This window comes from Nocardioides sp. NPDC127503 (genome assembly GCF_040302165.1).
GTDB lineage: Bacteria > Actinomycetota > Actinomycetes > Propionibacteriales > Nocardioidaceae > Nocardioides.
Genome location: NZ_JBEORH010000003.1, coordinates 331,554 through 350,992 on the forward strand (window position 1 = coordinate 331,554; position 19,439 = coordinate 350,992).

The 19,439-nt window shown below is 67.7% G+C and carries 22 protein-coding genes; 15 read left to right on the forward strand and 7 right to left on the reverse strand.

The window, feature by feature from the left end; translation table 11 throughout:
- Positions 1-11 precede the first annotated feature (11 nt).
- From ABTW65_RS08640 to ABTW65_RS08655, 4 genes are read left to right on the forward strand one after another with little or no spacing between them, the layout of a single operon-like run.
- Positions 12-755, forward strand: a complete 744-nt coding sequence (locus tag ABTW65_RS08640) for an SOS response-associated peptidase (RefSeq protein ID WP_350659625.1) — start codon at positions 12-14, stop codon at positions 753-755.
- Position 756: 1 nt separating this feature from the next.
- Positions 757-1,395: an alpha/beta hydrolase family protein gene (locus tag ABTW65_RS08645; RefSeq protein ID WP_350659626.1), complete on the forward strand. Its 639-nt coding sequence runs from the start codon at positions 757-759 to the stop codon at positions 1,393-1,395.
- Positions 1,396-1,451: 56 nt separating this feature from the next.
- Positions 1,452-3,233, forward strand: a complete 1,782-nt coding sequence (locus tag ABTW65_RS08650) for an IlvD/Edd family dehydratase (RefSeq protein ID WP_350659628.1) — start codon at positions 1,452-1,454, stop codon at positions 3,231-3,233.
- 10 nt (positions 3,234-3,243) lie between these two features.
- Complete coding sequence (locus ABTW65_RS08655; protein WP_350659629.1) at positions 3,244-4,113, forward strand: fumarylacetoacetate hydrolase family protein; 870 nt, start codon at positions 3,244-3,246, stop codon at positions 4,111-4,113.
- Here the strand turns inward: ABTW65_RS08655 and ABTW65_RS08660 are convergent.
- A complete protein-coding gene (locus ABTW65_RS08660) occupies positions 4,103-5,191 on the reverse strand; it encodes a LacI family DNA-binding transcriptional regulator (RefSeq protein ID WP_350659630.1) in 1,089 nt (362 codons plus the stop codon). The genes ABTW65_RS08655 and ABTW65_RS08660 overlap by 11 nt on opposite strands.
- 244 nt (positions 5,192-5,435) lie before the next feature.
- On the opposite strand from ABTW65_RS08660, the gene ABTW65_RS08665 reads away from it, so the two are divergent.
- From ABTW65_RS08665 to rsrA, 6 genes are all read left to right on the forward strand, one after another.
- Entirely contained in the window at positions 5,436-6,344 is a 909-nt protein-coding gene (locus tag ABTW65_RS08665; RefSeq protein WP_350659631.1) for a carbohydrate ABC transporter permease, read from the forward strand.
- A complete protein-coding gene (locus tag ABTW65_RS08670; RefSeq protein WP_350659632.1) occupies positions 6,341-7,222 on the forward strand; it encodes a carbohydrate ABC transporter permease in 882 nt (293 codons plus the stop codon). The genes ABTW65_RS08665 and ABTW65_RS08670 overlap by 4 nt, the downstream gene beginning before the upstream one ends.
- Before the next feature lie 33 nt (positions 7,223-7,255).
- The gene (locus ABTW65_RS08675; RefSeq protein ID WP_350659633.1) at positions 7,256-8,584 is read left to right on the forward strand and encodes an ABC transporter substrate-binding protein; all 1,329 of its coding nucleotides are present in this window, start codon (positions 7,256-7,258) and stop codon (positions 8,582-8,584) included.
- Between the two features lie 70 nt (positions 8,585-8,654).
- A complete protein-coding gene (gene arfA / locus ABTW65_RS08680) occupies positions 8,655-10,163 on the forward strand; it encodes an arabinosylfuranosidase ArfA (RefSeq protein WP_350659634.1) in 1,509 nt (502 codons plus the stop codon).
- A gap of 120 nt (positions 10,164-10,283) precedes the next feature.
- Complete coding sequence (locus ABTW65_RS08685; protein WP_350659898.1) at positions 10,284-10,931, forward strand: sigma-70 family RNA polymerase sigma factor; 648 nt, start codon at positions 10,284-10,286, stop codon at positions 10,929-10,931.
- Positions 10,928-11,191 (forward strand): mycothiol system anti-sigma-R factor, encoded by a 264-nt coding sequence (gene rsrA, locus ABTW65_RS08690; protein WP_350659635.1) that lies wholly within the window; start codon positions 10,928-10,930, stop codon positions 11,189-11,191. Before ABTW65_RS08685 ends, rsrA begins: the two co-directional genes overlap by 4 nt.
- Positions 11,192-11,259: 68 nt before the next feature.
- Here rsrA and ABTW65_RS29410 read toward each other — a convergent pair whose 3' ends face one another.
- Both ABTW65_RS29410 and ABTW65_RS08695 read right to left on the reverse strand, forming a co-directional pair.
- On the reverse strand, positions 11,260-11,334 hold the full coding sequence (locus ABTW65_RS29410) for a 50S ribosomal protein bL37 (RefSeq protein WP_370249596.1): 75 nt from the start codon (positions 11,332-11,334) through the stop codon (positions 11,260-11,262).
- A 79-nt stretch (positions 11,335-11,413) separates the two neighbouring features.
- Positions 11,414-12,253, reverse strand: a complete 840-nt coding sequence (locus tag ABTW65_RS08695; protein WP_350659636.1) for a DUF2785 domain-containing protein — start codon at positions 12,251-12,253, stop codon at positions 11,414-11,416.
- Positions 12,254-12,336: 83 nt separating this feature from the next.
- On the opposite strand from ABTW65_RS08695, the gene ABTW65_RS08700 reads away from it, so the two are divergent.
- Complete coding sequence (locus ABTW65_RS08700; protein WP_350659638.1) at positions 12,337-13,827, forward strand: sensor histidine kinase; 1,491 nt, start codon at positions 12,337-12,339, stop codon at positions 13,825-13,827.
- A gap of 36 nt (positions 13,828-13,863) precedes the next feature.
- On the opposite strand, the gene ABTW65_RS08705 is transcribed toward ABTW65_RS08700, so the two are convergent.
- Complete coding sequence (locus ABTW65_RS08705) at positions 13,864-14,118, reverse strand: WhiB family transcriptional regulator (RefSeq protein ID WP_008362075.1); 255 nt, start codon at positions 14,116-14,118, stop codon at positions 13,864-13,866.
- A 293-nt stretch (positions 14,119-14,411) separates the two neighbouring features.
- Between ABTW65_RS08705 and ABTW65_RS08710 the strand changes: the two genes are divergently transcribed.
- Entirely contained in the window at positions 14,412-14,810 is a 399-nt protein-coding gene (locus tag ABTW65_RS08710) for a hypothetical protein (protein ID WP_350659639.1), read from the forward strand.
- Here the strand turns inward: ABTW65_RS08710 and ABTW65_RS08715 are convergent.
- From ABTW65_RS08715 to sodN, 3 genes are all read right to left on the reverse strand, one after another.
- The gene (locus tag ABTW65_RS08715; RefSeq protein ID WP_350659640.1) at positions 14,807-15,556 is read right to left on the reverse strand and encodes a SigB/SigF/SigG family RNA polymerase sigma factor; all 750 of its coding nucleotides are present in this window, start codon (positions 15,554-15,556) and stop codon (positions 14,807-14,809) included. The two genes, ABTW65_RS08710 and ABTW65_RS08715, sit on opposite strands and share 4 nt — an antisense overlap.
- A gap of 49 nt (positions 15,557-15,605) precedes the next feature.
- On the reverse strand, positions 15,606-15,986 hold the full coding sequence (locus ABTW65_RS08720; protein ID WP_350659641.1) for an ATP-binding protein: 381 nt from the start codon (positions 15,984-15,986) through the stop codon (positions 15,606-15,608).
- Between the two features lie 131 nt (positions 15,987-16,117).
- Positions 16,118-16,519 carry a superoxide dismutase, Ni gene (gene sodN, locus ABTW65_RS08725; RefSeq protein ID WP_350659643.1) on the reverse strand — a complete coding sequence of 134 codons (402 nt, stop codon included), beginning with the start codon at positions 16,517-16,519 and terminating at the stop codon, positions 16,118-16,120.
- A 54-nt stretch (positions 16,520-16,573) separates the two neighbouring features.
- Here sodN and ABTW65_RS08730 point away from each other — a divergent pair, with 54 nt between their 5' ends.
- The 3 genes from ABTW65_RS08730 to ABTW65_RS08740 all read left to right on the forward strand — a co-directional run bounded on the left by ABTW65_RS08730 (position 16,574) and on the right by ABTW65_RS08740 (position 19,339).
- On the forward strand, positions 16,574-16,936 hold the full coding sequence (locus tag ABTW65_RS08730; protein WP_350659644.1) for a S24 family peptidase: 363 nt from the start codon (positions 16,574-16,576) through the stop codon (positions 16,934-16,936).
- Between the two features lie 181 nt (positions 16,937-17,117).
- Positions 17,118-18,311 (forward strand): NAD(P)-dependent malic enzyme, encoded by a 1,194-nt coding sequence (locus ABTW65_RS08735; RefSeq protein WP_350659645.1) that lies wholly within the window; start codon positions 17,118-17,120, stop codon positions 18,309-18,311.
- Between the two features lie 59 nt (positions 18,312-18,370).
- The gene (locus ABTW65_RS08740; RefSeq protein ID WP_350659646.1) at positions 18,371-19,339 is read left to right on the forward strand and encodes a zinc-binding dehydrogenase; all 969 of its coding nucleotides are present in this window, start codon (positions 18,371-18,373) and stop codon (positions 19,337-19,339) included.
- Positions 19,340-19,439 lie beyond the last annotated feature (100 nt).

Below are 19,439 nucleotides of genomic sequence, written 5' to 3' on the forward strand. Positions count from 1 at the left end.
AAGGTGAACGTATGTGCGGTCGTTACGCGTCCAGCCGCCAACCAGACGAGCTGGCCGAGGAGTTCGAGATCGATGAGCTGCGCCTGCAGGAGCCGCTCACCGAGAGCTACAACGTAGCCCCGACCGACGAGGTCTACGCCGTCGTCGAACGCCCGCCGCGAGAGGACGACGCCTCCAGCGAGCGCCAGCTCCGTTCCGTACGTTGGGGCCTGGTCCCGTCGTGGGCCAAGGACGTCAAGGTCGGCAACCGGATGATCAACGCCCGGATGGAGACGGTGGGCGAGAAGCCCGCCTACCGCCGGGCCTTCGCCAAGCGCCGCTGCCTGCTGCCGGCCGACGGCTACTTCGAGTGGTACGCGACCGAGGCCAAGGACGCGAAGGGCAAACCTCGCAAGCAGCCCTACTTCATCACCCCCAAGGACGGGGGAGTGCTGGCGATGGCCGGGCTCTACGAGCTCTGGCCCGACCCCGCCAAGGCCGAGGACGACCCCAGCCGGTGGCTGTGGAGCTGCACGGTGATCACCACCGAGGCGGAGGACTCCCTGGGGCGGATCCACGACCGGATGCCGCTCATGGTGGAACGCGAGCGCTGGGACGAGTGGCTCGACCCGGCCCGTCCGGGTGACCTGGAGCTGCTGACCCCGGCGGCGCCCGGCCGGCTGGAGGCCTACCCGGTCTCGACGCTGGTGAGCAACGTACGCAACAACGGCCGCGAGCTCGTAAAGCCGCTGCCGCTCGAGGAAGCCTGGGGATGACATGGGTGGAACCACGACGCAGATGATCGACACGCCCTACGGACAGGGGCGGCTCTACACCCGCCGGGCGCGGCGACCACAGGCGACGCTGCTGCTCTCCCACGGTGCCGGCAACGGCATCGACACCCACGACCTGATGGCGCTCAACGACGCGCTGCCGGCTCAGGGGATCACTGTGGTCCGCTTCGAGCAGCCCTGGCGGGTCAAGGGGAAACCGGTGGCCACGCCGCCCAAGTCCCTCGACGCGGCGCTGACCCTGGCCGCCAACTGGATGCGGGTGCGCACGCCGCTGGTGGTCGGAGGCCGCTCCGCGGGGGCGCGCTCGGCGGTCCGTACGGCGCGCGGGTTCGGCGCCGCCGGGGCGCTCTGCCTCGCCTTCCCGCTGCACCCGATCGCCAAGCCGAGCATCTCCCGTGCCCACGAGCTGCTGGAGTCTCGGGTGCCGACGCTGGTGCTGCAGGGCACCCGGGACAGGTTCGGCAGGCCCGAGGAGTTCCCGGAGGGGATCGAGGTCACCCCGATCCCGGGCGCGGACCATTCCCTGATCGTCGGCAAGCGTGGCCCGATCACGCAGGCCGACGCCGACGCGATCCTGGTCGAGTCGACCCTGGAGTGGCTGGTCCGCGAGGTCATCGTCTAGCCGGATCTGGGCGATTTCCAAAGCGAGCCATGTGTGGCGGCGCTAGGGTTTACAACGTGGTAAACGCCTCTCGTCTGCGCAGCCGGGACTGGTTCGACAATCCGGCCAATCCTCCGATGACGGCGCTCTACATCGAGCGCTACATGAACTGGGGCGTGACGCGCGAGGAACTCCAGTCGGGCAAGCCCATGATCGGCATCGCGCAGACCGGCTCGGACCTGTCGCCCTGCAACCGGCACCATCTCGGGCTGGCGCAGCGCGTACGCGACGGGATCCGGGAGATGGGTGGGATCGCGTTCGAGTTCCCGGTGCACCCGATCCATGAGATGGGGAAGCGGCCGACGGCGGCGCTGGATCGCAACCTCGCCTACCTCGGTCTGGTGGAGGTCCTCTACGGATATCCGCTCGACGGGGTGGTGCTGACGACGGGATGCGACAAGACCACGCCGGCCTGCTTGATGGCGGCGGCCACGGTGAACATCCCGGCGATCGTGCTCTCGGGCGGGCCGATGCTCAACGGCTGGCTCAAGGGGGAGCGCATCGGTTCGGGCACGATCATCTGGAAGGCGCGCGAGATGCTCGCTGCGGGGGAGATCGACGAGGCGGAGTTCACCGAGCTGATCGCATCCTCTGCGCCGTCGCCGGGCCACTGCAACACCATGGGCACCGCCGCAACGATGAACAGCCTCGCCGAGACCCTCGGGATGAGCCTGCCCGGCTCGGCCGCGATCCCGGCGCCGCACCGTGATCGCGGCCGGACGGCGTATCTGACGGGCAGGCGCATCGTCGAGATGGTGCACGAGGACATCAAGCCCTCCGACGTCCTGACCAGGGACGCTTTCGAGAACGCGATCGTCGTGAACTCGGCGATCGGTGGCTCCACCAACGCTCCGGTCCACATCAACGCGATCGCCCGGCACATCGGGGTCGACCTCGGCATCGAGGAGTGGGAGACGATCGGGCACCGGATCCCGCTCCTGGTCGACATGCAGCCCGCCGGCAGGTTCCTCGGTGAGGAGTTCCACCGCGCGGGCGGGGTGCCGGCCGTCGTCCACGAGCTGATGCGTCACGGGCTGATCCACGAGGATGCGCTCACCGTGAACGGACGCACCATCGGCGAGAACTGCCGCGACAGGATGAGCGAGGACGCCGAGGTGATCCGCGGCTTCGACGACCCGCTCATGGAGCAGGCCGGCTTCATCGTGCTGACCGGGAACCTGTTCGACAGCGCGATCATGAAGACCAGCGTGATCTCGAATGAGTTCCGGGAACGCTACCTCTCGGACCCCGAGCACCCGAACGTCTTCGACGGCCGCGCGATCGTCTTCGAAGGGCCCGAGGACTACCACGCCCGCATCGACGATCCCTCGCTCGAGGTCGACGAGCAGTGCATCCTGTTCATCCGGGGTGTCGGCCCGATCGGCTACCCCGGCTCGGCCGAGGTCGTGAACATGCAGCCACCCGCCGCACTCATCGAGCGTGGTGTGCACTCGCTGCCGTGCGTGGGCGACGGCCGCCAGTCCGGTACGTCAGGCTCGCCCTCGATCCTCAACGCCTCGCCCGAGGCTGCCGCCGGAGGAGGCCTGGCGGTGCTGCGTACGGGCGATCGTGTCCGGATCGACCTCAACGCGGGAAGGGCGGACATGCTGGTCTCGGACGACGAGCTGGCCGAGCGGCGCCAGGCGCTCGGGGAGTTCCCGGTGCCGGAGTCGCAGACGCCGTGGCAGGAGATCCAGCGGTCAATGGTCGGCCAGCTCGCCGAAGGCATGGTCCTCGAGCCTGCGGTGAGATATCAGCGGGTGGTGCAGACCAAGGGCACCCCGCGCGACAACCACTGAGGAGCAGCCGATGCACCTTGTCCGATACGACAGCGGGAACGGTCCACAGGTCGGCGTACGCAGGGACGACTCGATCACGCCGGTGAGCGGTGTCGGATCCATGGCGGAGCTCCTCGCGATGCCGTACGACGAGCTCCGGGCGACCGTCGAGTCCGCGTCGGCGGCCCCGGTCCCGGTCGCGTCCGTACGTCTGCTCGCCCCGCTGGACGGGCGGGCCGAGCTGTGGTGCGCGGGCGTCACCTACGCCCGTTCGCGCAGCGCCCGGATGGAGGAGAGCGCCGAGCAGTCGGTCTACGACAAGGTCTACTCCGCGCAGCGGCCCGAGCTGTTCCTGAAGGCGCCGGCCTGGCGCCTGGTCACCGACGGCCAGCCGGTCGGCATCCGGGTCGACTCCGGCCACGACGTGCCCGAGCCGGAACTTGCCGTCGTGGTCAACGCCCACGGCGAGATCATCGGCTACACGGTCTGCAACGACATGAGCTCGCGCTCGATCGAGGGCGAGAACCCGCTCTACCTGCCCCAGGCCAAGGTGTACGCAGGTGCGGCAGCGCTCGCGACAGGCATCAGACCCGTATGGGAGGTCCCCGACGCCACCGGCCTCGCCATCAGCCTGGTGGTCCGCCGGAATGACCAGGAGGTGGTCACGGCAAGGACATCGACCAACCAGCTCGTACGTCCGATCCAGCAGCTCGTCGACTACCTGTTCGCCGCCAACGAGTTTCCTGACGGTGCGGCGTTGGCCACAGGCACCGGGATCGTCCCCGACATGGACTTCAGTCTTCAGCCCGGCGACATGGTGGAGATCGAGGTCGCGGAGGTCGGAAGGCTCGTCAACCGGGTGGAGGTCGGCAAGGAGCCCTTCGGGAGGCTCAACCGTTGAGTGTCTGAGCCGGCGCGCCGGACTTCCGCGATGAGGTCTTCGGTGTCCCGGAGGCGGTCCCGCCGGACGACTCCCGCACGATGACGTCGAAGGCAGCCTTGTGCAGCCGTGCCGGCCGCGCCGACCCTGCGCCCCACTCGATGCGCTCGACGAGCATGCTGACCGCCATCTCCGCGATCTCCGCACGGCCGGGGTCGATGCTGGAGAGCGAGGGGATGGTGAGGTGGCTGATGGTGATGTTGTCGAAGCCGATCACGGCCACATCGTCGGGCACGATGCGCCCGGCTTCACCGAGAGCCCGGAGCGCACCCAGCCCGAGCGAGTCGGTCAGGGTGAAGATGGCGTCGAACTCCAGCCCGGACTCGATCAGCTGCCGGGCCGCGTCGGCGCCGTCCTCCGGATGCCAGGGCGCGACGACGCGCTCGAGTCGGGGATCGCGCTCGATACCGGCAGCCGCCAGAGCCTCCCGGTAGCCCTGGATCCTCAGGTTCGAGGGCCCCATCACCCGGGTCTCGTCGTCCGGATGGGCCCCGATGACGGCGATCCGCCGGCGCCCCAGTGAGATCAGGTGCTCGACGGCTGCGCGCGCCGCGCTGATGTTGTGCATCGTCACGTGGTCGGTGGGCCCCCCGAAGATCCACTCTCCCAGCATGACCAGCGGGAAGTCGACGTACGCCAACAGGTCGCGGTCCTCGGTGCCGAGCCGCTCGGGGCTGAAGAGCAGGCCGTCGGTCTGGGGGAGCCCGTGGGTGAGGAGCTCGATCTCGTGCTCGCGGTCGCCTCCGAGCTGTCCGACGATGACGCTCAGTCCGCGCTTGGCCGCCGCCGCGATGACCGCATCGGCCAGCTCCGCGAAGTAGGCCTGCCTCAGCTCCGGCACCGCCAGGCCGATGACGCCGGTGCGGCCGGAACGCAGGCCGCGCGCGGAATGGTTCGGCCGGTAGCCCAGCTCGGCGATCGCCTGCTGCACGCGGGCACGCGTGTCCGGGTGCACGTTCGGGTGGTCGTTCACCACGTTGGACACGGTCTTGGGCGAGACACGGGCAATGGCCGCGACTTCGCGCATCGTCACAGCCATCGTCGCCTCGTGTTCCCTCGTGCCCCCGGGTCAGGGGCAGCCTACATCGCTATTTTCCCTCGACGCCGCCTGCCCATTCGGACGCTCCGTGTGGCGAATGTCACGTTCGGGTCTTGACAGCGCCTGAGCGCAGGACAAGGATATGCGCTAATTACCACGTAGTAAATCCGCTGGTGAGAGGCGTGCATCGTCGTAAACCGGCGGTGTCCCCACGCGTGGGATACCTCAGCGAAGAGGAGTCTTCATGGTCGTTCTCCGGCGGCTGCTGTACTCGCAGAGGGCGGCGCCCTACCTCTTCATCGCGCCGTTCGTGATCACGCTGCTCGCCTTCTGGATGATCCCGCTCGTTCGTACCTTCCTGCTGAGCACCCAGGAGGTGGTGTTCGGACAGTCCGCCTTCATCGGTCTGGACAACTACCAGCGGCTCTGGGAGGACCGGCTCTTCTGGAAGGCGATGTTCAACAGTGCCCGCTACATGGTGCTGACCATCGCGCTCCTGATCCCGATCCCGCTCGTGCTGGCCGCGGCCATCAACTCCAAGATCGGCAGTGACCGCGTCAAAGCGGTCTTCAAGGCTTCGATGTTCGTTCCGGCGCTGACCTCCGTCGTCGTCGCCGGGATCATCTTCCGGCTGATGTTCGCCGAGACCGGCACCGGCCTGATGAACCAGATCGTCGGGGTGTTCGGCCTCGAGCCGGTCCGGTGGCTTCGCATCGACACCGGCGGGCTGATCGCCCTGCTGGCGCTGGCGATGTGGCGCTGGACCGGCGTCAACATCCTCTACTTCCTCGCCGGCATGCAGGCCATCCCGGAGGAGTACTACGAGGCCGCGACCATCGACGGGGCCAGCAAGCTGCAGCAGTTCTTCCACATCACCCTGCCCAACCTGAAGCCGACCATCGTCTACGTCACGACCATCAGCGTGTACGGCGGTCTGGCGATGTTCCTGGAGAGTTTCATGCTCTACCGCGGCAACGCCTCGCCCAACGACCAGGGCCTGACGGTGATCGGCTACCTCTACCGGCGGGGGATCGAGCAGAACGATCTGGGCTTCGCCTCCGCGGTCGGTGTCGTGCTCCTCGTGGTCATCATGACCATCAACCTGACGTTCCTCACGCTCAGCGGGACCTTCAAGAAGGAGAGCGCCCGATGAGTGCCGAGCCGGCAACGCGTACCAGGGTCCAGCTGCCGTACTGGATCCACGGCTCGGTCCAGACGGCGCTCCTGATGACGATCTTCCTGCTGGTGCTGACCCTTGTCGTGCTCGCTCCGCTGCTGATCATGTTCGTGGCGACGTTCCAGGACGGCAACGACGTCATCCGGCGGGGACTCTCCTTCGACATCGACCTCGGCTCGCTGTCGCTGGACAACTACGTGATGCTCTTCACCGACTCCGGGCCGTACTTCCGCTGGTTCGCCAACTCGATCCTGCTCACCGTCGTGCAGGTGGCCGGGACGCTGTTGGTCAGCTCGTTCGTGGCGTACGGCTTCGCGGTCTACGACTTCAAGGGCAAGACCGCGCTGTTCATCGCCGTGCTGCTGCTCATGGCCGTGCCGTTCGAGATCATGATGCTGCCGCTGTACGTGCTGGTGAACGACGTCGGCCTGGCCGACTCCTACTCGGTGATCGTGCTGCCGTTCCTGGCCGCTTCGGTGACGATCTTCTACTTCCGGCAGTACTTCCTCGGCATCCCGAAGGATCTGCTCGAGGCGGGCCGTATGGACGGCGCCACGGAGTTCGGCATCTTCTTCAAGATCGTGGTGCCGGTGGCGAAACCGGCGTTCGCGGCGATGGCCATCCTCAACGGGATGATCATCTGGAACAACTTCCTCTGGCCGCTGCTGGTGCTGCGCTCGGAGTCGAAGTTCACCCTCCCGATCGGGCTCAACACCCTGCTCACCCCGCATGAGAACAACTACGAGCTTCTCATCATCGGATCTTTGTTCTCGCTCCTTCCCGTCCTCGTGCTCTTCCTGCTGTTCCAGCGGTTCTTCGTCGCTGGGATGACGGCCGGGGCGCTCAAGGGGTGACCCCTTGCACAACCTCACAGATGGAGAGAACCAATGACGACAACGCGGAGATTGACCTCGCTCCTCGCCGCAGGACTCGCCGCGACGCTCGCGCTGAGCGCCTGCGGCGGCTCCGAGGACGAAGGCGGACCTGACGCCCAGGGCCGCACCAGCATCGACATGTGGGTGTTCGCCGAGCTGCACGGCACCTACTACGAGGCGATGGCCGAGGAGTGGAACGAGAAGAACCCCGACAAGGAGATCAAGCTCGACGTCACGGTCTTCCCGTACGACGAGATGCACAACAAGCTCCAGCTGGCGGTGAACTCCGGCAAGGGGCTCCCGGACGTCGTGGACATCGAGGTGAACAAGTTCTCCAACTTCGTCACCGAGGACGGGCGTACGCCGCTGGCAGACCTCTCCGAGGCCGCCGAGCCGTACAAGGACGACATCGTGCAGGCCCGGATGGACCTGTACGCCCGGGAGGGGAAGCAGCTCGGCTTCCCGACCCACGTCGGGGCTCAGGTGGCCTTCTACAACGTTCCGTTGATGGAGAAGGCCGGGGTCGACTACAAGACCATCGAGACCTGGGACGACTTCAAGGCGGCCGGCGCCAAGTACAACAAGGAGACCGGCAAGGCGTTCGGCGTCGCCAGCACCGACACCAACATCGTGCAGCCGCTGGTCATGGCGCAGCTCGGCGGCAACCTGTTCGACGAGGACGGCAACGTCACCGTGAACAGCCCGGAGGTCGTGGAGGCGATCGAGCTGCTGCAGGAGATGCAGAAGGCCGGAGCGCTCTCGACCATCCCGGGTGGCAGCCCGGACATCGAGGAGGCCTTCGGCCCCATCAACAACGGCGACTACGCGGCCATCGTCTACCCGGCCTGGTACACCTCCCGTTTCGTCGACTACATGCCCGACCTGGCCGGCGACGTCGCGATCGCACCGGCGCCGGTCATCGAGGGTGGTGAGGTCGCCACGATCGGTGGCGGCGGCACCGGCACCGCGGTGATCGACAGCTCCCCGGACAAGGAGTTCGCCACGGAGTGGCTCGCCTTCGCGAAGCTGTCGCCGGAGGCCAACGTCGCCGTCTGGGAGGAGCTCGGCTTCGACCCGGTGAACATGTCGGTGTGGGAGGACAAGGACGTCACCCACAACCCGGAGAACAAGTTCAACAAGTACTTCCGGACCAATCTCTTCGACGTCCTCAACGAGGTCAAGGGCGACATCGGCCACTTCGAGTCCTTCGAGGACCCGAACCTGCCCAAGGTCGACGAGGTGTTCACGACCAGTACGTACAACCAGATCTTCGGGGACGGTGTCCCGGCCAAGAAGGCGCTGGACCAGGCGCAGGCCGATCTGGAGAACGAGCTCAAGTAGATGGCAACGATCCCGGGCGCCAGCGGTCGCCGGCGCCCGGGACGCCGCTGCCCGGACCAGAGAGGGACCCATGGAGAACGGCAAGCTGACGATCGATCCGGCGTTCACCGTCGCCCCCGTCAACAGGAGGATCTTCGGGTCGTTCGTGGAGCACATGGGGCGCTGTGTGTATGGCGGCATCTTCGAGCCGGGGCACCCGACGGCGGACGACGACGGCCTGCGGGGTGACGTACTGGATCTCGTACGCGAGCTCGGCGTGACCGCTGTTCGCTACCCCGGGGGCAACTTCGTCTCCGGCTACAAGTGGGAGGACGGAGTGGGGCCGCGCGACCAGCGGCCGACCCGCCTCGACCCTGCATGGCGGACCATCGAGACCAACGCGTTCGGTCTCGACGAGTTCATGACCTGGGCGAGGAAGGCCGGTATCGAGCCCATTATGGCCGTGAACCTCGGGACGCGTGGCCTGCAGGAGGCGCTCGAGCTGTTGGAGTACGCCAACCACCCCGGCGGGACCGAGCTGTCCGACCGTCGTATCGCGCACGGCGCCGTGAAGCCGCACGACATCCGGATGTGGTGTCTCGGCAACGAGATGGACGGTCCCTGGCAGCTGGGCCACAAGACGGCCGAGGAGTACGGGCGTCTGGCCAAGGAGGTGGCTGGCGGCATGCGTCAGTACGACGCCGACCTCGAGCTCGTCGCCTGCGGCAGCTCGGGACGCTCGATGCCGACCTTCGGTGCGTGGGAGGCGACGGTGCTCGAGCACACCTACGACGTCGTGGACTTCGTCTCGGCGCACGCCTACTACGAGCTCGAGGGCGACGACGTCGCCAGCTTCCTCGCCTCGTCGGTCGACATGGACCTCTTCATCCGGGAGGTCGTCGCGACCGCTGACCACGTCGGAGCGAAACTCGCCTCGCCGAAGCGGATCAACATCTCCTTCGACGAGTGGAACGTCTGGTACCTGAAGAAGTTCCAGCAGGAAGGGACGCCGACGGAGTGGACCTCCGCCCCTCGGCTCAGCGAGGACGCGTACACGGTGCTCGACGCCGTCGTCGTCGGTTCTCTGCTCATCACGCTGCTCAAGCACAGCGACCGGGTGACCGCCGCCTGCCAAGCCCAGCTGGTCAACACCATCGGCTCGATCAGGTGCGAGCCGGGCGGGCCGGCATGGCGGCAGTCGATCTTCCACCCGTTCGCGCTGACCGCCCGGTTCGCGCAGGGAGAGGTGCTCGAGCCGCGTGTGGTCGCTCCGACGATGGCGACCGCCAAGCACGGTGACGTCTCCGTCCTCGACTCCGTGGCGACCCACGATCCGGAGAACGGCCGCGTGGCGGTGTTCGTCGTCAACCGGCACCCGTCGGAGTCCGTGGCCTTCTCCACCGACCTGCGCTACTTCGGCGGCGTGGACCTGGTCGAGGCGACGGTCCTGGGCGACGAGGACCTGTTCGCGGTGAACAGCATGGAGGATCCCGACCGGGTGGTGCCGAAGGCGTACGACTCCGCGAAGGTCGTGGGTGGCGCGCTCGAGGCCGAGCTGCCGCCGGCCTCGTGGAGCTTGTTCGTCCTGCAGACGTCCTGACGCAGCGGTCCGCCGGGCCCTTGGACAGCAGGGAATGTTTGGCGGCCGTCGCGGCGTTCACGCAACATGACCATTCTGCTCGAACGCCCGGTGGCAAATATGTCGCCGATGAGCGCCCCGATGGTCGCGCGCGTACCCTGGGACGTGATGAGCGACAACAACGATGAGGTCGTCGACCTGGCCACCGAGACTCCCGAGGAGCGCGCGCTGCGCTTCGAGCGGGACGCGCTGCCCTTCCTCGACCAGCTCTACTCGGCGGCGATGCGGATGACCCGCAACCCGTCCGATGCGGAAGACCTGGTGCAGGAGACGTTCGCCAAGGCCTACTCCTCCTTCCACCAGTTCAAGCCCGGCACCAACCTGAAGGCCTGGCTCTACCGCATCCTCACGAACACCTTCATCAACACCTACCGCAAGAAGCAGCGCCAGCCGCAGCAGTCGATGTCCGAGGACGTCGAGGACTGGCAGCTGGCGCGGGCCGAGTCGCACAGCTCGACCGGTCTGAAATCCGCGGAGATGGAGGCGCTCGAGCACCTGCCCGACTCTCAGGTGAAGGACGCGCTGCAGCGCCTCCCGGAGGAGTTCCGGCTCGCTGTCTACCTCGCCGATGTCGAGGGATTCGCCTACAAGGAGATCGCCGAGATCATGGAAACCCCGATCGGCACCGTGATGTCGCGGCTGCACCGCGGCCGGCGCCAGCTGCGCGATCTTCTCTCGGACTACGTCCGCACCAACGACCTCACCGGCGCTCGTGGAGGTGCGTCATGAGTGCCCACAAACATGACGCGTCACCCACCGACTGCGCGGACTTCCTCGAGCAGATCGTCTTCCTGATCGACAACGAGCTCACCGCGGCCGACGCCGACCAGGTCAAGCAACACCTGCAGAGCTGCAACCCCTGCCTGGAGACGTACGACCAGCAGCGCATCGTCAAGGCGGTTGTGGCACGCTCGTGCACAGAGGTCGCCCCGGGCGACCTGCGCGCGAAGATCATGGTCCAGATCCAGGAGCTCCGCACGAGGTCCTGATCCGCTCACAGACGCGACGAGAGCCCCAGCCGAATCGGCTGGGGCTCTCACGTCATTTACAGCTGTGTTCAGCTGTTGGGGCGCTTGCCGTGGTTCGCGCCCTTCTTGCGGCGCGCGCGGCGCTTGCGGCCAGTCTTGCCCATGATGATCTCCTCCATTGGGGTACGTGGACCCCGAGGGGCCTCGGCACAGTCTCTCAAACCCAGGTGCGGGAGGGCGAATTCAGGTCAGGTAGGTCGCGTTCGACTTCTTCAGCGCGGCGACGACGACCAGCAGCAGGTCGCCGCGGATCTGCGGGATGTCGTTGCTGAGCGCGAGCTGGATGTAGAGGGCCCGCAGGAACGCCTCGGCGTTGCCGGTGAGCAGGAACGGGTCGCGGTCGGGTGTCTCCGGGGTGGCGGTGGCGACGGTGACGATCCGGTTGATCCACGGCTCCATGATGTTGAGCGGGACCAGGTTGCGGCGCAGCACGGACATCGTGGCGGCCGCCAGCCGGTCGGGCTCGCCGTGGGCGTAGATGGTGTCTCCGCGGGCGAGCACCCGGTCGGCGACCACGTCGAGGATCACCGTCAGCTCGGGCTTGCCGAGGTGGGTGGAGGAGGCCAGGGTGCCCAGCGCGTCGGCGCCACGGGCGACCGCGTGCGCCCAGCCACGCTCGGGAACGAAGGCGCGCAGGTCGCGCTCGCGCAGCAGCCAGGTGGCGATCCGGTCGCCCCACTCCAGCACCTTCTCCGCCGGCACCAGCGAGCGGGCGTTGTCGCGGGCGATGCACTGCGCCAGGGCCTCGACCGAGGAAGCCCGGCGGAAGACGCCGTTGTTGCCGGAGTCGCCGAGCCCGACCACGAGGCCGGCGGCCATCCCGTCGCCAAGACCCCCCAGCAGGTCGTCGTAGACGCCGCGCTGGATCCACGTCGACAGGGCCGGCACGGCCAGTCCGCTGCGTACGTCCGGGTCTGGATCACCGAGCATCCGGGTGAGCTCGATGGTGAGGTCACCGAGGGGCCGGTCCGTGGGTACGGCGAGACCGGTCGAGTGAACCTCCCGCCAGTACGCCTCCGACATGGGGAACATCCTGCCAAACCCGGCCACGCGCCGACCACCGACCCGCGCAATGCCCTACCAAGGTCTACATCTACGCTGTCCGCGTGCCCACCCTGAGTGAGCTTGCCCAGAGCCACACCGACCTCGACAGCGAGGACGTCGGCTGGCTTCAGCTGCTCATGGCCGACTGGCAGATCCTGGCCGATCTCTCCTTCGCCGACCTGGTGCTGTGGTTGCCGGACAAGTCCGGGAACGGCTTCTGGGCGGCCGGTCAGATGCGTCCCACGACCGGTCCGACGGCCTATGTGGACGACATCGTCGGCATGTTCGTGCCGAAGGGGCGCCACGCCACCCTCGACGACGCCGTCGACGCCGGCCGGCTCGTTCGTGAGGGCGACCCGGAGTGGCGCGACGACCTCCCAGTGCGGGTCGAGACGATCCCCGTGCGCCGCGCCGGCCGCATCATCGCGGTGCTGAGCCGCAACACCAACCTGCTCGGCGTACGCACGCCCTCCAAGCTCGAGCTGTCCTATCTGCAGACCGCCGCCGACCTGACCCAGATGGTGGCCAACGGCTACTTCCCGGCGGTGGGGCAGCGCAGCGACCACACCGATACCCCTCGGGTGGGGGACGGGTTCGTGCGGGTGGACGCCGACGGCGTCGTCGACTACGCCAGCCCCAACGCGCTCTCGGTCTTCCGCCGGCTGGGGCTCTCCGGCGACCTCGCCGGCCAGTCCCTGGCCGGGATGACCCGTGCTCTGGTGCCGCCGCGCAAGCGGCCCGATGAGGAGACGCTGAGCGCGGTCCTCGGTGGGCGGGCCCACCGCGACACCGAGATCGACACCGGGGTGATGGCGATCATCATGCGCTCGATCCCACTGCGGCCACGCGGTGAGGCGATCGGCGCGCTGGTGCTGCTGCGCGACGTCACCGACCTGCGCCGACGCGATCGTGAGCTCGTCACAAAGGACGCAACGATCCGCGAGATCCACCATCGAGTGAAGAACAACCTACAAACCGTGGCCGCGTTGCTTCGGATGCAGGCTCGCCGGGTCGACTCCGGTGTCGCCCAAGATGCGCTGAACGAGGCCGTACGGCGTGTCGGGTCCATCGCGCTGGTCCACGAGATCCTCTCTCAGCAGGCCGTCGAGGAGACCGTCGAGTTCGACGAGATCGCCGACCGGCTCGCGTTGATGGTCGGGGAGGTCACCTCGGTCGGCGTCCCGGTGCGGGTGCGCCGTGAGGGGTCGTTCGGATCGCTGCCCTCGGAGGTGGCCACGCCGATGGCGATGGTCGTCACCGAGCTGCTGCAGAACGCAGTCGAGCACGGCTACCGCGGCAGCGGTCCTGGCGATGCCGAGACGGGCAAGATCGTGATGTCCGTACGACAGCAACCCGCCGGGCATCTCCGGGTGACCATCGAGGATGACGGTCATGGACTACCCGACGGGTTCAGTCTCGACACATCGACAAACCTTGGGTTGTCGATCGTGAAGACTCTCGTCGAAGGCGAGCTCGGGGGCCGGCTCTCGTTGGGGCCCCGGCCTAATGGCCATGGGGCGAGAGCTGCTGTCGAACTGCCGTTGGAGCTCTAGGTGGATCGCTAGGGGTTGATGGCCTCTAGGGCTTGGTCAGACGGCGGTGCGGACACGGGAGCGGGCGTTGCGGCGCTTCAGCGCACGACGCTCGTCCTCGCTAAGTCCACCCCACACGCCGTGGTCCTGACCGGCCTCAAGAGCCCACTGAAGACACTGCTCCCGGACGTCGCAACGCCGGCAGACCTGCTTGGCTTCCTCGATCTGGAGGATGGCCGGACCGGTGTTTCCGATGGGGAAGAACAGTTCCGGGTCTTCATCGAGACAAGCCGAACGGTGGCGCCAATCCATGGCTGGGTAGACCCTCTTTCTGACGTAGGATGGGCAAGGCCCTGGTGGTTCGAGACCCTGCGAGTCGGCACGTGGCGGGGATGTGTGAATGTCTTCACGTGCGTGCTGGTCTCTAGAGTTCCAAGAAATGGACGCCGAAACAACCCCTAACCAGTGTCTGGTTCGTCACCGGACCGTAACACTCAGTCTTCCTGGGGCTAGACAATTCGGTAACGCGGTGAGTTACCCGCAAATCGGGTGGTGTATGCTGCTGCGGATTTTCTGACGCTTGGCGAGGGTTCTAGGCTGCTGAGGTGACCGCGCCGCATCGCCCCTGGACCCTCCTGCTGACCGTGTTCGCCGCAGGCGCCGAGACCGTGGCGATGCTGCTCTGGGGAGCGCTGGAGTTCGTACGCATCCCCGGCGCCGCCTCGCTCACGACCGCGATCGCGGGTGGCCTGTTCTTCCTGCTCTGCGCCGCCGGCATCGGCTGGTGCGCCGCCATGTTCTGGCGACTGGAGTCGTGGGCGCGGGCGCCGCTGGTGCTCGTCCAGCTGATCGTGCTCGGCTTGGCCTGGAACCTGCGGGACGATCTCGCGATCGCGGGCGGGCTGGCGCTGGTCGCGGTCGTCGCCCTCGTCGGCATCTTCGCGCCGCCGAGCATCGCCGCGCTCGAGGACCGCCCGGGCGTGTCGCCCGAAGACGCGCCCTAGTCCTCCTCCAGCGCCTTGCGGAGCTGGGCGAGCGAGCGGTTGAGCAGCCGGGAGACCTGCATCTGGGAGACCCCGAGCTCGGCGGCGATCTCGGTCTGGGTCTTGTTGCGGAAGAACTTCAGCATCAGCACCTGCTTCTCGTGGGCGGAGAGGCTGTCGAGCACCGGCTTGATCGACTCCCGCACCTCGACGTCGTCCAGGCGCAGGTCGTGGGCGGTCAGCGAGTCGAGCATCGGTGAGGTCTCGTCGCTCTCGGAGTCGAGGGACAGCGCTGCGTACGCATTGCTGGACTCCAGGCCCTCGACGACGGTCTCCAGGCTGACCCCGAGCCGGGTGGCGAGGTCGCGGGCCGTGGGGGAGCGGCCGAGCTCCTGGGAGAGCTCGGCGGTGGCGTCGCGGAGGTTCTGCTGCAGGTCGCGAAGGCGGCGCGGGACGCTGACGGCCCACCGGCTGTCGCGGAAGTAACGCTTGATCTCGCCGAGGATCGTGGGCACGGCGTACGTCGAGAACTCCACGTCGCGGGAGAGGTCGTAGCGGTCCACGGCGTTGAGGAGGCCGACGACGCCGACCTGGACGAGGTCCTCGTGCGGCTCGCCGCGGCCGTAGAACTGGGAGGCGCAGTATTCGACCAGCGCCATGTTGAGGTGGACCAGCTCGTCGCGAACGCGGGTCCGTTCTGGGTCGGTCAGGTCTGGGCCGGCGAGGGTCCTGAAGAGCTCACGGGAGCGTGCGCGGGCGTCATCCACCTCGCTGGAGCTCCTGGACCTCGACGACCGAATCGTCTCCTGCGCCATGTCAGCGCGCGGCTCCAAGCGGGGTCGCTCCCGCGACCAGGGAGATCCTGAGCTGATCACCGTCCGGGGTGGCGGTGACCTCCCTGGCCAGCGTGGTGAGCACCTGCCAGGCGAAGCTCTCCTCGTCGATCTCCGCCACGGCATCGCAGGTCGTGGTCACGGTGACTCCGATGGTGTCCTCGCCCAGGTCGAAGACGACGTCCAGGTCAGCGTCCTCCGCGGCGCACTCCAGACAGATCGCCGCGGCCTCGCTGACCGCCATCCGCAGGTCCTCGATGTCCTCGAGCGTGAAGTCGAGGCGCGCGGCGAGCGCGGCGGTCGTCGTACGCAGCACGGAGACGTAAGCACCTTCTGCGGGAACGCGCAGTTCGACCTGGGGCATCTGGGTTTGTCAGTCCTTCTGTGGGAGTCCCGACGATTATGCAACGAGACCGCTCTCGCCGCGCCGTTAACGCACCACAGCCGCTCCGTGAACGGAGCGGCTGTGGCGTACGAGCTGAATCTCGGGAGAGATCAGGCCTTCTTGGTCGCCCAGAAGATCTCGGCGATCTCGTCGATCTTGGCGAGGAGCTTGTCGGCTACCTCGAGGTCGAGGGTGCCCTTGGTGCCGGAGGCGCCGGCCAGCTTGGTGGCCTCGTTGACGAGGGTGTGGAGCTGGGGGTAGGCCTCGAAGTGCGGGGGCTTGAAGTAGTCGGTCCACAGCACCCAGAGGTGGTGCTTGACCAGTTCGGAGCGCTGCTCCTTGATGAGCACCGCGCGGGTGCGGAAGTCGGGGTCGTCGCTGTCCAGGGCCTTGGCGATGACGGCCTTGACGGACTCGGCCTCGATGCGGGCCTGGGCGGGGTCGTAGACGCCGCAGGGCAGGTCGCAGTGGGCCGAGACCTCGATGGTGGGAGCGAAAAGTCGCGCGAACATGCGGGTCCTCTCAAAGAGTGTTCATGTGTCCTACGGATTGCGACACTACTCCGCATGGAAGACATCGCGGCCAGGGCACCCCGACACAGCTGGGGGATGGCGAAGGTCGTAGGGGTCTCGATGGAGCCGACGCTGCGGGCGGGGGACCGGTTGTGGGTCTCCTACGGACGTACGCCGGTGGCCGGGTGCGTGGTCGTCGCGCGGCTCGCCGACGGGGCGGTCGTGGTGAAGCGGGCGGTGGAGCGGCGTACGACCGCATCCGGGCGTCCCGCGTGGTGGCTGCTCTCGGACAATCCGGCCGCTCCCGGCGTGATCGACTCCCGTCACCGTGGGCCTGTCGCGGACGCCGACATGATCGGCGTCGTCGTCGCCCGACTCTGGCCGCGCCCGCGCATCCTGGGGCAAATCTCTGGATGAGGGCTCCAGATGAGGGCTTCGTCACCTTGTAGGAAACATCAACCGCTTCCTCCGGTAGCCTGTGGGAAACTTTTCGCCATCCGGGCATCACATCCCTGTAGATGGCGCCTTGCGCGGCTCCACCCCTCGGCTCGCGTTCGACCGCCCGACGTCCGAGTCCGTAGTTTTCTGGAGGCCCCCAATGACCGAGTCCACCCTGTCCACCGAGACCACCGCCTATGACGGCGACCCGGTGTTCGAGCTTCACCGCGGCGGCAAGATGGCGATCGCGGCGACCGCATCGGTCTCCGACAAGGCCTCGCTGTCGATGGCCTACACCCCCGGTGTCGCGCGAGTCTGCACCGCGATCGCCGAGAACCCTGAGCTGGCCCACACCTACACCTGGGTGCCCAACACCGTCGCGGTCGTCACCGACGGCACCGCGGTGCTCGGTCTCGGTGACATCGGCCCGGCCGCCGCGATGCCGGTGATGGAGGGCAAGGCGGTGCTGTTCAAGGAGTTCGGCGGCGTCGACTCGATCCCGATCTGCCTGGACACCACCGACGTCGACGAGATCGTCGAGACGGTCATCCGGATGGCGCCGAGCTTCGGCGGGATCAACCTCGAGGACATCTCCGCGCCGCGCTGCTTCGAGATCGAGGACCGCCTCAAGGAGGCGCTCGACATCCCGGTCTTCCACGACGACCAGCACGGCACCGCCGTGGTCACCCTGGCCGCTCTGATGAACGCGCTGAAGCTGACCGGCCGCAACCCGGAGTCGACCCGCGTGGTCATCTCGGGTGCCGGTGCCGCCGGTGTCGCGGTCGCCAAGATCCTGCTCGAGTTCGGCATCAAGGACCTTGCGCTGCTCGACCGCAAGGGCGTCATCTCCTCCACCCGCTCGGACCTGACCGCGTCGAAGAAGGCGATCGCCGAGGTGACCGCGGACGTCACCGGCCGCTCGGGCTCGCTGGCCGACGCGCTGGCCGGCGCCGATGTCTACGTCGGCGTCTCCGGCGGCACCGTCCCCGAGGAGCTCGTCGCGACCATGGCCCCGCAGGGGATCGTCTTCGCGATGGCCAACCCGAACCCGGAGATCCACCCCGACGTGGCCCACAAGTACGCCAGCATCGTCGCCACCGGGCGCTCGGACTTCCCCAACCAGATCAACAACGTCCTCGCCTTCCCCGGGATCTTCCGGGGTGCGATCGACGTGCACGCCTCCTCGATCACCGAGGGCATGAAGCTCGCCGCCGCGCAGGCGCTGGCTGCACTGGTCGGCGACGAGCTCTCCGAGACGAAGATCATCCCGGAGCCGTTCGACCCCCGCGTCGGCCCCGCCGTCGCCGCCGCGGTCGCCGAGGCCGCTCGGGCTGACGGGGTCGCTCGCGCCTGAGCGTTCCGCGATCTGCACACCTTGATCGAGGAACCGCCCAGGTCGGTAGGGTCGGGCGCATGTTCGCTGCGTACGCCGAGAAGTTCTCATCCGACGATCCGATCTCCGGCCTCGTGCTGGGGGAGCGGCCCGACCCTGTCGCTCCGGACGGGTGGACGACGGTCACCGTCAAGGCGGCCTCGCTCAACCACCACGACCTGTGGTCGCTGCAGGGGGTCGGGCTCAAGGCCGAGGCGCTGCCGATGATCCTGGGCTGCGACGCGGCCGGCCTCGACGAGGACGGCAACGAGGTCGTGGTGCACTCGGTGATCTCCTCGCCCGACTGGACCGGCGACGAGACCCTCGACCCGAAGCGGTCGCTGCTCTCCGAGCGCCACCAGGGCACCTTCGCCGAGAAGGTGATCGTGCCGCGCCGCAACGTCGTGCCGAAGCCCGCGGGGATGTCGTTCGAGGAGGCCGCCTGCCTGCCGACGGCATGGCTGACGGCCTACCGGATGCTGTTCACCCAGGGCGGGCTCAAGGCCGGCGACTCGGTGCTGGTGCAGGGCGCCGGCGGGGGAGTGGCGACCGCGGCGATCACGCTCGCGCGGGCAGCCGGCCTGAAGGTCTACGCGACCTCGCGTGACGAGGCGAAGCAGAAGCGTGCCCTCGAGCTCGGTGCCCACGAGGCCCTGCCTTCGGGCGAGAGGCTGCCGGTCAAGGTCGACGCGGTGATCGAGACCGTCGGCCGGGCGACCTGGAAGCACTCGGTGCGCTCGCTGCGTCCGGGCGGGTCGATCATCATCAGCGGCACCACGTCCGGGGCGAACCTCGACGACGCGATGCTGACCAACATCTTCTTCCTGCAGCTGAAGGTGATCGGCTCGACGATGGGCACCCGCAACGAGCTGGCCAGCCTGGTATCGCTGCTCGAGGCCACCGGCACCCGCCCGCTGATCGACCGCACCATGCCGCTGACCGAGGCCAAGGCCGGCTTCGAGGCGATGCACGCCGGTGATCTCTTCGGGAAGGTCGTCTTCACCCTGTGACACAGCACTCTGTGACGCCTGCGGTGTGACGTACGGCCGTGTGACGTACGGAATATCGTTCGACTCTCCCCGGTTCAACAAGCGACCATTGAGTGTCACT